Below are 11,823 nucleotides of genomic sequence, written 5' to 3'. Positions count from 1 at the left end.
AGCGAATAGAGTTATTTACCAAGCGAGCGTTTAATCGCACGGGATCCAACACCTAGGAACACCTGAGCCGGTGTTCGATAGCCGAGGCGCTTTCTAGGCCGGTCTTTTTAACTTGCTGACCACTCGTCGCACCTCAGCATCTGTGATTTGTTGGAAGTCCTTTCCCTTAGGAAAAATCTGTGTAACGCAGGAGCTCTCGGGAGCTTAGATTGCAGGCACCTTCGGCCTGGGAGTCACCCAGCGCTGATCACCATTCAGGGTTATACTGGGCTGACACGGATACGTCAGCAGGGAATCGCCATGCCAAGCCACCACCACGATACTGGCTATAAGGAACTCTTCAGCCACCCGGAGTTTGTGCAGCAATTGATGGAAGGCTTTGCCCCACCGAAGATTGCCGGGCTAATGGATTTCACTACCCTCGAGAAACAAAACGGCCACTACATCACACCCTTGTTCGAGGAAAAAATTGAAGACGTGGTGTGGTCAGTAGAGGTCACCTGGGAAGGCATCACGCAGCGGGCGTTTCTGTATATCTTACTGGAGTTTCAGTCGTCGGTTGACCGCACCATGCCCATTCGGCTGATGCACTACGTGGCCTGCTTCTACAGCGAACTGCTCAAGCAGAAAAAAGTCACCCCCAGCCAGGGCCTGCCGCCGGTTTTTCCGGTGGTGCTCTACAACGGCTTGCCACCCTGGACAGCCCCGCTGGACATCTACGACATGGTGCAGCCGGAACCGCCAAGCTTTCTGCAGGCCTACCAACCGCATCTGCGCTATTACCTCATCGACGAAGGGCGTTATACTAACGAAGAACTCGGGTTACGCCAGACACCGCTCAGTGGCGTGTTCGGCGTAGAAAACGCCGGCGAAAGTTGGGAAACGCTACAAGCAGCCGTGGATCGGGTGGTGGCGATTCTACAGGCCGACCCAGATAAACAGCGTATTGACAAGATCATTACGCGCTGGCTAAAACGGCACTTGGCCTGGTTGGGCTCAGAGGTGAACCTGGCACAGCTGGATAGCTTGATGGAGGACAAAGACATGTTGGCAGAGAATTTAGAGAACCTGGTCAAAAAAGAACGTTTGGAAGGTCGGCAGGAGGGGCGTTTGACTGAAGCACAAGACGTGCTGCGCACCCAGCTTGGCTTGAAATTTGGCGATGTGCCTGACTGGGTAGAAGCCCAGCTGATGCAAGCTGACCACGAGCAACTGCAACAGTGGATGCGTGACGTGCTGTTTGCCGACCACCTGGATAGCATGTTCACACGCTAACCTGCCCTTATAGGCGATGCTGATCTTACCCAGCAACAGTGGACACCTCAAGAATGTAATACGCTACGATGAGGTGAGCCATGGGCAGGTCGACGACATGAGGGTGTTAAAAAGTCGGTGTCACTTAGAACCGCGTACCGACAGCGCGGTGCTGGCAGTGTGAGGTTACAAAGATGCGGCCGACCTGGCCGCCTGATCGTAGAGGCCGGACATGGCACGCAGCAGTCCGGCAAGCCGATGCATTTCTTCGCGTTCAACGCCCATGGACGCCAGTGAATCCACCAGGCAGGTTTCACGGATTCTGGCGTATTCACTGCAGGCTTCCCGTCCGGTTTCCGTGGTTTGAAAGAATGTCTCCTTGCCCTGCTTGGTGCCGCTCACCAGTTTCAGCCGCGCCAGTTTCTTGAGGGCATAGGTCACGGTGTGGGTATCTTCCACATTGAGCACCAGACAGATATCTGCCTGACGTTTGGCTCGTTCCCGATGGTTAACACTGTGAAGCACCAGAATATCCAGCGCGTTTAACTCTGAGTAGCCTGTTGCGGTCATGCAGCGCACCATCCAGCGGTCGAAGGCATGACCTGCAATGATCAGGCCAAACTCGAACTCGGAGAGTTCCTGGCTACTGCGTGACAAATGCTCGGATGAGACAATCGGCCCATAAACGCTGCGTGCAGGCGAGGCGCTTTCGTGATCCATGGTGTGGCGTTCTCCGTGTTAAGGGGCAATCAGTTATTCATCACTTGCGGTAGCCAGGTAACAATACCGGGGAAAAGGCTGATCAGCACCACACCCAGCATCATCAGGAAAAAGAACGGCATGGCAGCCCAAGCGATGTACAGGATATTGCGCCCTGTCATCCCCTGCAGCACGAACAGATTAAACCCCACCGGCGGTGTAATCTGCGACATTTCTACCACAATGACCAGATAGATGCCGAACCATATCAAATCAATGTTAGCGGCTTCTACCATCGGCAGCATGATAGAGGTGGTCAGCACCACCACTGAGATGCCGTCCAGAAAGCAGCCCAGTACGATAAAGAACAGCGTCAATGCCGCCAGTAGCATCCAGGGTGATAAATCCATGCCTCCAATCCAGGCGGCAAGGTCGCTGGGCAGCCCCGTAAAGCCCATGGCAACGGTCAGAAATGAGGCCCCAGCCAGAATAAAGGCAATCATGGTCGACGTGCGCACAGCACCCAACAAGGCATCACGGAACACGCTGACGTCCATATTGCCCTGAACACGCGCCAGAATCAGCGACAGCACCACACCGACGGCGGCGGCCTCAGTAGGTGATGCAAGCCCTGTGTAGATAGAACCGATGACGCCAATAATCAGCGCCAGCATAGGCACCAAACGGCGTGCGCGGCGCAGCTTTTCGTTCAGTGGTAACCCGCTTTCCGCTGGTGGTATACGGTCAGGATAGCGCCAGGCCCAGATCATCAGGTATAGCGCAAACAGTGAAATCAGCATCAGGCCCGGCAAAATACCGGCCATAAACAGGCGCGCAATGGACTGGTCCGTCGCCACCCCGAATACAATCAGGATAATCGAAGGCGGAATGAGCAGCCCAAGCGTTGCTGAACCCGCCAGGGTGCCGATGACAAGACGCTCGTCATAGCCACGCCCAGTCAACTCGGGAATGGTCATTTTGCCCATGGTGGCACAGGTTGCTGCCGATGAACCTGAAACAGCCGCAAACAAGCCACAACCCACCACGTTGGTGTGCAGCAATCGACCGGGGATACGCTGCATCCAGGGAGCAAGGCCAGTGAACATGTCATCGGCGAGCCGCGAACGAAACAGGATTTCACCCATCCAGATAAACATCGGCAAGGCGGTAAGTTCCCAGCTGTAGCTCGACCCCCAGATATTGGAAGCCATCACGGCGCCTACCGGTACAGACGTAAAGTAGGTCAGCCCTATCCAGCCAAGACCCAGTAGCGAAAATGCCACCCAGACACCACTGCTCAACAACAGCAACAGCGCGCCAAAGAGTACGATCATCATTACTAACATGGTTATTCTCCCAGGCTTACTCTTGCCCGCTGTCGTCAATCGTAAAGTGGTGGGGGGAGCGGACAGCCATTATCAGCGTCTGAAAAAGGCTTTCGAGCAGTGCCAGGCAGAACAGCACAGCGCCTGCCAGCATGGCGGATTGGGGAATCCATAATGGAATGCGCAGCAAACCATAGGAAGTTTCGTTAAAGGCAATACTGTCTGCCAGCAGCCAGTAAAGATGCCAAGCAAGGTAAGTACATAACAGCAGCGCAACGCTCAGGCAAAAAACCTCAACCCAGGCGCGTATCGCCGCTGGCAAGCGGCTAATCAGCAGGGTGACCCGGATATGGCCACCGTTTATGAAGGTATAAGCCAGGCCCAAAAAACTCGCCCCGACCAGCAAGAAACCGGAAATATCCGCCAGGCCAGGTATCGCCAGGCCAATTCGATCGCCGCCAACGGCCACGGCCAAACGGTCGATGATGCGACCCAGAATCTGTGCCGTGATCAAAAGGCAGATCAAGCTCAAGCAAGTAGCCGCCAGGTAGCCGCCCAGATGATAAAGCGGACGAAGTCGATAGGTCATGATGAGCGTTCCGACAAGTAGAACGCCCCGACTAGTGCTGGCCGAGGCGTGTAATGGTTATTTTCGGGCGCTTTCATAGGCCTCGAGGATGGATTGACCTTGCTCACCCGCGCGCTCGACCCACTCGGCTTTCATGGTGTCGCCCACACTCCGCAGCGTTTGGGCTAACGCATCATTGGGTTCGCTGACGTCAATACCGTTTTCCTCCAACACCGCAATCGCCTCGTCAGTTTCCTGACGGCTCATCTCCCAGCCGCGCTGTTCCGCTTGAGTCGCCGCTTCTAGCACGGCTTTCTGGCTAGCTTCATCCAGGCGCGAAAAGGCGCTCTCACTGACAATCACCATATTCTTGGGCAGCCACAGCTGGGCATGGTTGAAGTGGCTTAAGTAATCCCAGGCTTTGGTATCTGCGCCGGTTGCCGGCGACGTAATCATCGCTTCAACACGCCCCGTACTGAAGGCGGTAGGAATGTCCGGCACTTCTACTTGCGTAGGGACGGCCCCCGTCAACTGGGCAATCCGTTCACTGGACGTGTTGTAGGCACGCATGCTGAGGTTTTTCAGATCATCTCCTGACTCAAGGGCCTGATTGGTGTAGATACCCTGTGGCGGCCAGGGTACTGAAAACAGCAGGCGCAGCCCCTGGCCTTCCAGTTCCTCGGAAATGATATCGCGTGAGGCTTCCCACAGCGTCCAGGCATCGTCATAACCGGTCGCCAGATAAGGCACTGAGTCGACTTCATAAATCGGGTTTTCGTTGGCAAGGCGCGACATGATGAGCTCCCCCATCGGCACGATACCACGGCGCACTGAGTTCTTGATTTCGGCATGACCGATCAGGGAACCATTGGAGTGCACGGTAATATCCAGCTCACCATCGGTCGCTTCGCGGACATCATCGGCAAACTCACGAATATTCACCGTATGAAAAGTCCGGTCACCATAAGGTGTGGGCATGTCCCATTCGGTGGCAGCGCTGGCGTTGGTACTTATTGCCGCCAGACCGCAGGCCAGGCTTGCCGTTGTGACAAGAGACGTTAAGCGAAATGAGCGAAGTGTCATGATGAGATCCTCATACTAGAAATTATTGTTAGCTCGGCAGATTCAAGCGTCTACGCCATTTGAGTGTAGACGTTCTACCCTGATAGGAGACTAGGTATTCTTTAACGACTCCGCCAACGGAACACAGACCAAAAGGACGATGCTTTAACCATAAAACGTTGATAAATTGTTAGAGCTTTACCAACACAAACGTCCAGGAGCGTTAAAACGTTATGGAGGATAAGCTTAGCGCCATCAGCGACCACTCTAGTAAGGTTGACAACACTGAAGAACAGCCGATTCCACTAGGTGAGTTACGATGAATATCCGAACATTGGAAACCTTTGTGTGGATTGCCCGACTGGGCAGTTTTCGTGCCGCAGCCCATCGGGTTTACGCCTCACAGCCTTCTCTCTCGGCACGCATTGCAGGGTTGGAAGATCAGCTCGGGGTAGAGCTGTTTGACCGCTCTGGCAGGCAGGTAACGTTAACCGCAAAGGGGCGGGAGTTTCTCGTTTATGCTGAGAAGATGCTGAGCCTGCACGGTGAAATGCTTCAGACCATTGCCCAGACATCTGCTATTCAGGGCACTATCCGTCTGGCGGTTTCCGAGACCATTGCTCACACTTGGCTTCCTCAGTTAATTGAAAAAGTCAGTGAAGCCTATCCTGCCATTAATCTTGAGTTGGACGTCGATATTTCCGTCAATCTCACAGAGAAACTAAAAAACCATCAGATCGACATCGCTTTCCTGATGGGCGTTGTCAACCAACCAGGCATCGTCAACCTTCCACTGTGTAAATACTCACTTATATGGGTCGCCAGCCCCAAACTCGATTTGCCTACCACACGACTTTCACTGGAAGAGCTGGCTTGTTGGCCAATCATTACCTATCCACGGCAAAGCGAGCCTTACATTGCGATCCGCTCATTGGTCGATCCCATGCATCATTCGACGCGTGTGCATTCAAGCTCATCACTCTCCACTATTATTCGAATGACGGTGGATGGAATAGGTGTCAGCGCACTCCCTCGGGAAATTCTCGAGCAAGAATTAAAGGGCGGTCTTTTACGTCCCTTTGAAGTCGCCGGTCAGGTGCCAGATCTTGAATTCACTGCCGCTTACCACGCTAATTCCGGCATTAAAGTCGTTGACGCCATCGCAGAGCTGGCCATTTTAAGCGCTCAAGAGCACGTTCAACCGCCCTATTACATGTCGCCAAAAATAGACTGATCAGCTTTTTCAATCAAAACTGATCTTAAATTTCGATTTGTATTGATCAGAGTATCTGCCTTAAATGTAAGAAAAATAATTCAAGGCGGCACAATGTCACATACTTCCGAAAAGACACAGACTCAAAATGCTTCACCTGCTGGCGCACTGAATGCCAGCTCATCTCCCGAGGAAGTTCGTCTGGCAGCAAGGGAAGCTCACCTGACCGGCCCCACTTCGGGCCTTGCCAGCGGTTTTGTTCAGGTCAACCTGGTGATATTGCCAGCCGCACAGGCAGCTGGCTTTCTGCGCTTCTGTCAGGCTAACCCCAAGCCCTGCCCAGTGCTCGCTGTCAGCGAACCTGGCGAGCGCAGCTGCGATATTCTGGGCAGCAACCTGGATATCGCCCGGGATGTACCCGCTTATCAGATATTCAGGGAAGGCAAAAACAGCGGCACCGCATCCGATGTAGTGGACGAATGGCGGGACGACCTGGTGACTTTCGCACTTGGCTGCTCTTTTACCTTTGAACACGCCCTGATAAATGCCGGGCTCAATGTCCGACATATCGATGAGCAACGCAACGTGCCGATGTTCAACACCTCGGTTGCTCTTAAGACAGCTGGCGGTTTCGGCGGCAACCTGGTCGTTTCGATGCGCCCGTTTCTTGCAGCGGATGCCATTCGTGCCGTGCAGATCACAACGCGTTTCCCCCACGTACACGGCTCACCGGTTCACCTGGGTAATCCCGCCTTGATCGGCATACAGGATCTCAGCGCGCCGGATTATGGCGATGCAGTCACCCTGAAAGAAGACGAACTCCCTGTTTTCTGGGCCTGCGGTGTGACACCACACAAGGTACTGATGGACGCAGGTATCGAGTTCGCTATTACCCACCGTCCTGGGCATATGCTGGTGACAGATATCCCGGACAGTCATCTGGCACTTTTCTGACCTAGCTCTATCTTGTAAGGAGCTTTCTCAAAACGTTTTCGCAAGACTGCCTTTGGAAAGAAAAGGCAAACAGCTAAAACCGCAGCACAACGTTAACAAGCGCTGCAAAAAGATGTTCATTCATGATGTAGAGGAAACACCGATGATTAAAACAAAATACCTTCTCCCGACCTCCCTGCTGAGCATGGCCATAGCAGCCACCCCGGCGATTGCCCAGGATCTCGATAGCACCAACATTGCCTACGTCGGCAGTTGGAGCAGTCTGTCGCTGTACCGCAATTTCGAAAAACCCTTCTGGGAAGAACATCTTAGTGAAGCTTCCAATGGCCAGATCACCAGTGACGTCACTACCTTCGACCAGATGGGCCTGGGTGGCGGCGAAGTCTACCGGCTGATGTCACGGGATGTGATCGAGGTGACCTCTACCGTTGCGGATTATGCTGTCGAAGACGCGCCTGAGCTGGAAGGCCTGGATATGCCGATGATAGCGCCGGACGTTGAAACCGCCCGTGAAATTTCGCAAGCCTATCGTCCTGTGCTGGAAGATATCTTCAGCGAACGCTATGACGGTGCCAAACTCCTTGCGGTTGTCCCCTATCCGTCACAAATGGTGTTCTGCAATGCCGACATTGACGGTCTGACCGACCTCGCCGGTATGAAAATTCGCGCCAGTGGCCGTACCACCGCTGAATTCCTCGAAGCCCTGGGCGCAGAAGGCATTACCCTTAACTTCAGCGAAGTACCTGGCGCGCTGCAACGCGGCGTTATCGATTGCGCTGTCACGGGGTCACTCTCAGGCTATAGCTCTGGCTGGCATGAGGTCTCCACTCATCTTTACCCGCTCCCGGTTGGCGGCTGGGATCACGTCATCACAGCCATGAACGGCGACAAGTGGAACTCGCTTTCCGAAACCACTCAGGAATGGCTACTCAATGAAATCGCTGAGAACTATGAGCAGCCTGTCTGGGAAAGTGCGGTTGAAGAAACCCGTGAAGGTATTGCCTGCCTGACTGGCCAAGGTGAGTGTGGCCGTGGTGATGCGGGTGACATGGTCCTGGTTGAAGCGACCGATGACGACTTTGTGCAAGCCTCTCGCCACCTGGAAGAAACCCTGCTACCCAACTGGGCTGAGCGGGTCGACCAGCAGTGGGTAGATCGTTGGAACGAGACCATTGGCGCCGTAACAGGCCTGAGCGCTTCCAAATAAGCGCTTAGCACTTCATCTGGTATTTCCATTAAACAGGCTCCGCCAATGGCAGCCGGGCTGTTTAGCAGCCCGGCCACGCTCTGGAGAAAGATATGTTTCAACGGGTTAACTCTATCCTGGACCGGTTACTGGCGGGAATCCAGGTCGGCTCGCTATGGCTGGCCCGCACCGGTGGCGTGCTCATTCTGCTAACGGTGGCACTGGTTACCATTGAAGTGCTCAGCCGCCAGCTGACCGGACGCTCTGCCGTCCATGCCACTGAACTCACCGGCTATATCATGGCAATCAGTGCCAGCTGGTCGTTTGCCTACACGCTGATGAGCAAGGCACATATCCGCATTGATGCCCTTTATCTGAATTTTTCCATGAAGGTGCGCGGCGTGCTTGACCTGGTGGCCATGATGGCCATGGCCATCTTCTGCCTTTTGATGGTGGGCGCCGTCTTTGATGTGCTTACACATTCCTACAGCGCTGGCTCAACGGCCAATACTCCACTCGGCACACCGCTGTGGATACCTCAAGCCCTGTGGTTTGGAGGCCTTACCTGGTTCTGTTTTGCCGTTTGCGTGATGTGCCTGCGTGTATTTTTCGGGCTTCTCAGTGGAGATGACCAAGGCGTACAGCAACTTGCCGGTAGCCCGACACTCGACGAACAAATCGAAGATGAAAACAAGGACGCTCGCTCATGATCATCACCGCGCTGCTGATTTTATTGGCTTTACTACTGCTGAGCGTTCCTGTTGCCGCGACTCTGGTAGCTCTGGCATTGCTTCTCGCAGAACTGTTTTCCCCCTTCCCGCTGATTAACGCCATGGGGGATGTGTTGTGGTCCGCGTCTGACAGTTTTCTGCTGATCGCCATTCCTCTGTTTATTCTGTTGGGTGAAATCCTGGTCCGCACGGGTATTGCACGGGGCACCTATCAGGCGCTTGAAAGCTGGCTTTCCTGGTTACCGGGCGGGTTACTTCACGCCAACATCGGTACCGCCACCCTGTTTTCTGCCACGTCAGGTTCCAGTGTTGCCACCGCCGCTACTATTGGTACAGTTGCTTTGCCTCAAGGCAAGGAAATGGGCTATGACCCCAAGCTTTTTACCGGCTCAATTGCCGCAGGCGGTACCCTGGGCATTATGATCCCACCCTCCATTAACCTGATCGTTTATGGTTTTTTAACTGAAACGTCGATTCCCCAACTGTTTGCAGCAGGCCTGGTTCCCGGTTTACTGCTGGCCTTGATGTTTATTATCGGCACAGCACTGATCTGTATCTGGAAGCCCGCTCTGGGAGGCCCCAGTGTTTCTCATTCGTGGAGCCAGCGCTTTTATGGCCTGAAACATTTAGTTCCCGTACTTATCCTGTTTGCCATCGTGGTGGGCTCCATATATACCGGGGTCGCAACCCCGACCGAAGCCGCTTCACTCGGCGTACTCGGCGCTTTGATGATTGCTGCCTTTATGCGCAAACTATCCTGGCGGGTCATCATTGATGCCCTTGATGGCACCATGAAAACGACCGGCATGATTCTGCTGATTATCATTGCCTCTTACTTTCTTAATTTCGTACTTGCCTCCAGCGGCGTCACTCGTGAGATAACGGGCTTTCTCGAAACGGCGGGACTGGGACCTTATTCAACCCTGATGCTGGCGATCATGATTTACATCATCCTCGGCTTCTTTATCGAAACTCTGTCGCTGATGGTTATCACGATTCCTATCGTGGCCCCTATCATTATCGGCATGGGGTTTGACCCGGTATGGCTGGGCATTCTGATCATACTGCTCATTGAGATGGCGCTGATCACACCACCCGTCGGGCTGAATCTTTATGTAGTCCAGGGAGTTCGTGAAGGCGGCGCCTTCAGCGATGTCATGAAAGGTGCCCTGCCGTATGTCGGCATCATGTTCCTGATGGCGATATTGCTGGTGCTTTTCCCGCAGATTGCCCTGCTGCTTCCCAATCTGATGAACTAATCACCCAACTGGCCGGAGCGATGATATGACAGTGTTTCAACTCGCAGATAGCACAGAAACCATAGAGGTCGATGTGCAGCAACTGATCATTGCTGGCTGGGCTGGCCGTATCCAGTCCGCCATTGATGAGCATATCGAAGAACTGAAAGAAATTGGCGTGACACCTCCCTCAAGTACACCAGTGTTCTACCGTGTTGCCGCCAATCAGTTAGCCACAGCATCGGAAGTACAGGTGTTGGGCGAGGCATCAAGCGGCGAAGTGGAGGTGGTGCTGATAGGCTCTCACAATGGCACCCTGGTGGGCATTGGCTCTGACCACACGGACCGTGAGGCTGAAGCCTGGTCAGTGGCGCACTCCAAGCAGGTATGCGTCAAGCCGGTGAGCCATCAGGTCTGGCGACTCGACAGCGTCATTGACCATTGGGATGAACTGCAGATGACGGCCTACATCACTAACGATGGCAAGGAAGACATCTATCAGCAAGGCCCATTGACCGGACTGCTTCATCCTATTGAGCTGCTGAAACGCTTTGGATATGACAGCCCACAGCTTGCCCCTGGTCAGGTCATGCTGTGCGGCACGCTGCCGGTGATCGGCGAACTGCGTCCTGCTGAGCAATTTCGTATGGTACTGCACGACCCTGTGCGTCAACGGGAACTGGAGCACACCTATCGCATCCACACGCTACCGGTGATGACATGAACAGAAAGGCTTCATTGGCACAACGGTATCCGGCGGTTCTTTTTAACGCCACTCCGCTGTGTCTCTCATGCTGAGCATCCTGGTCATCAAACTGATCGCCACCGCCCTGGTGGTGATTCTGGTATCCGTTGCCGTTGGCAAACTGGGGCCCAGGCTAGGTGGCATCATTGCCGGAACACCGATTGTTCTGGGGCCTGGCTACTTTTTCATGCTTCAGGACTGGCCCGCTGACTTTATTGCCTCTGCAGCGCTGGCAACCCTGCATGCCCTGATGGCCACGCTGCTATTCAGCCTGTGCTTTGTGCTTACTGCCAAACGTTTTAGCGGCGTTATGAGCCTGGGGTTGGCAACACTCTGCTGGATACCCGCAGCTTATCTTTTCACCTATTTACCCGGCGGCGTCACACTGGCTGTATTGGGCTACCTCGGTTTGCTGTGGGTGGCCGATACCATCCGCCGGGCGCTGGCGCTTCAACACCTTGCCGTTGCCACCACCTCCGGCTGGATGGATCTTATTCTACGCGGCCTGCTGGCTGGCATACTGGTCAGTATTGCCACGACACTTGCCGCCTACTCAGGTCCTGACTTGTCGGGATTACTGATAGGCTTCCCTGTGGGCCTTTTGACCATTGGCTGGACCCTTTACGACCGCTATGGTGCAGATGTCGCCAGGGCGACCATTGCAGCCGCACAAAGAGGCATGCTCAGCCTCGTTGCTTTTGCTGCGACCACAGCCCTGACAGTGGGCCAACTACCGCCCATGGCCGTCTTTTTCTGCGCTCTTGGCGCGTCACTGGCTGTCAGCGCCAGCCTGTTTCTTGTCAGCCAATGGCGTATGCACCAAAAAATGGCCTTGTCTGATTAAATTA

General features: G+C 54.2%; 12 protein-coding genes and 1 pseudogene. 8 read left to right on the top strand and 5 right to left on the bottom strand.

The features are described 5' to 3' along the window. Positions 1 to 11: 11 nt before the first annotated feature. Positions 12 to 186: pseudogene (locus ACU6TU_RS01305) on the bottom strand (IS30 family transposase); the annotation flags it as partial. 114 nt (positions 187 to 300) lie between these two features. Here ACU6TU_RS01305 and ACU6TU_RS01300 point away from each other — a divergent pair. Continuing rightward, the gene (locus tag ACU6TU_RS01300) at positions 301 to 1,275 is read left to right on the top strand and encodes an Rpn family recombination-promoting nuclease/putative transposase (RefSeq protein WP_447142810.1); all 975 of its coding nucleotides are present in this window, start codon (positions 301 to 303) and stop codon (positions 1,273 to 1,275) included. A gap of 165 nt (positions 1,276 to 1,440) precedes the next feature. On the opposite strand, the gene ACU6TU_RS01295 is transcribed toward ACU6TU_RS01300, so the two are convergent. The 4 genes from ACU6TU_RS01295 to ACU6TU_RS01280 are packed head-to-tail and all read right to left on the bottom strand — an operon-like array spanning position 1,441 to position 4,929. Then, a complete protein-coding gene (locus ACU6TU_RS01295; protein ID WP_447142809.1) occupies positions 1,441 to 1,974 on the bottom strand; it encodes a winged helix DNA-binding protein in 534 nt (177 codons plus the stop codon). Positions 1,975 to 2,003: 29 nt separating this feature from the next. After that, positions 2,004 to 3,299, bottom strand: a complete 1,296-nt coding sequence (locus ACU6TU_RS01290) for a TRAP transporter large permease (protein ID WP_447142808.1) — start codon at positions 3,297 to 3,299, stop codon at positions 2,004 to 2,006. Positions 3,300 to 3,315: 16 nt separating this feature from the next. Further along, positions 3,316 to 3,867, bottom strand: coding sequence for a TRAP transporter small permease (locus tag ACU6TU_RS01285; RefSeq protein ID WP_447142807.1), 552 nt, complete (start codon positions 3,865 to 3,867; stop codon positions 3,316 to 3,318). 57 nt (positions 3,868 to 3,924) lie between these two features. After that, a complete protein-coding gene (locus tag ACU6TU_RS01280) occupies positions 3,925 to 4,929 on the bottom strand; it encodes a TRAP transporter substrate-binding protein (RefSeq protein WP_447142806.1) in 1,005 nt (334 codons plus the stop codon). A 298-nt stretch (positions 4,930 to 5,227) separates the two neighbouring features. Between ACU6TU_RS01280 and ACU6TU_RS01275 the strand changes: the two genes are divergently transcribed. From ACU6TU_RS01275 to ACU6TU_RS01245, 7 genes are all read left to right on the top strand, one after another. Beyond that, the gene (locus ACU6TU_RS01275) at positions 5,228 to 6,142 is read left to right on the top strand and encodes a LysR family transcriptional regulator (protein WP_447142805.1); all 915 of its coding nucleotides are present in this window, start codon (positions 5,228 to 5,230) and stop codon (positions 6,140 to 6,142) included. 93 nt (positions 6,143 to 6,235) lie between these two features. Further along, positions 6,236 to 7,075, top strand: a complete 840-nt coding sequence (locus tag ACU6TU_RS01270; RefSeq protein WP_447142804.1) for a putative hydro-lyase — start codon at positions 6,236 to 6,238, stop codon at positions 7,073 to 7,075. A 142-nt stretch (positions 7,076 to 7,217) separates the two neighbouring features. Continuing rightward, the gene (locus tag ACU6TU_RS01265; protein WP_447142803.1) at positions 7,218 to 8,282 is read left to right on the top strand and encodes a TRAP transporter substrate-binding protein; all 1,065 of its coding nucleotides are present in this window, start codon (positions 7,218 to 7,220) and stop codon (positions 8,280 to 8,282) included. 92 nt (positions 8,283 to 8,374) lie between these two features. Beyond that, entirely contained in the window at positions 8,375 to 8,971 is a 597-nt protein-coding gene (locus ACU6TU_RS01260; protein WP_447142802.1) for a TRAP transporter small permease subunit, read from the top strand. Continuing rightward, entirely contained in the window at positions 8,968 to 10,251 is a 1,284-nt protein-coding gene (locus tag ACU6TU_RS01255; RefSeq protein WP_447142801.1) for a TRAP transporter large permease, read from the top strand. Before ACU6TU_RS01260 ends, ACU6TU_RS01255 begins: the two co-directional genes overlap by 4 nt. A 25-nt stretch (positions 10,252 to 10,276) precedes the next feature. After that, a complete protein-coding gene (locus ACU6TU_RS01250; protein ID WP_447142800.1) occupies positions 10,277 to 10,954 on the top strand; it encodes a DUF2848 domain-containing protein in 678 nt (225 codons plus the stop codon). A gap of 67 nt (positions 10,955 to 11,021) precedes the next feature. Then, positions 11,022 to 11,819: a hypothetical protein gene (locus tag ACU6TU_RS01245; RefSeq protein WP_447142799.1), complete on the top strand. Its 798-nt coding sequence runs from the start codon at positions 11,022 to 11,024 to the stop codon at positions 11,817 to 11,819. Positions 11,820 to 11,823 lie beyond the last annotated feature (4 nt).

The sequence above is a fragment of the Halomonas sp. LS-001 genome, from assembly GCF_052983955.1.
This window is presented reverse-complemented; position numbering and strand designations above follow the sequence as displayed.

Bases quoted from the DNA above. Each gene is read 5' to 3' on its own strand.
- ACU6TU_RS01300 (WP_447142810.1), top strand. From the start codon at position 301: ATGCCAAGCCACCACCACGATACTGGCTATAAGGAACTCTTCAGCCAC.
- ACU6TU_RS01295 (WP_447142809.1), bottom strand. From the start codon at position 1,974: ATGGATCACGAAAGCGCCTCGCCTGCACGCAGCGTTTATGGGCCGATT.
- ACU6TU_RS01290 (WP_447142808.1), bottom strand. From the start codon at position 3,299: ATGTTAGTAATGATGATCGTACTCTTTGGCGCGCTGTTGCTGTTGTTG.
- ACU6TU_RS01285 (WP_447142807.1), bottom strand. From the start codon at position 3,867: ATGACCTATCGACTTCGTCCGCTTTATCATCTGGGCGGCTACCTGGCG.
- ACU6TU_RS01280 (WP_447142806.1), bottom strand. From the start codon at position 4,929: ATGACACTTCGCTCATTTCGCTTAACGTCTCTTGTCACAACGGCAAGC.
- ACU6TU_RS01275 (WP_447142805.1), top strand. From the start codon at position 5,228: ATGAATATCCGAACATTGGAAACCTTTGTGTGGATTGCCCGACTGGGC.
- ACU6TU_RS01270 (WP_447142804.1), top strand. From the start codon at position 6,236: ATGTCACATACTTCCGAAAAGACACAGACTCAAAATGCTTCACCTGCT.
- ACU6TU_RS01265 (WP_447142803.1), top strand. From the start codon at position 7,218: ATGATTAAAACAAAATACCTTCTCCCGACCTCCCTGCTGAGCATGGCC.
- ACU6TU_RS01260 (WP_447142802.1), top strand. From the start codon at position 8,375: ATGTTTCAACGGGTTAACTCTATCCTGGACCGGTTACTGGCGGGAATC.
- ACU6TU_RS01255 (WP_447142801.1), top strand. From the start codon at position 8,968: ATGATCATCACCGCGCTGCTGATTTTATTGGCTTTACTACTGCTGAGC.
- ACU6TU_RS01250 (WP_447142800.1), top strand. From the start codon at position 10,277: ATGACAGTGTTTCAACTCGCAGATAGCACAGAAACCATAGAGGTCGAT.
- ACU6TU_RS01245 (WP_447142799.1), top strand. From the start codon at position 11,022: ATGCTGAGCATCCTGGTCATCAAACTGATCGCCACCGCCCTGGTGGTG.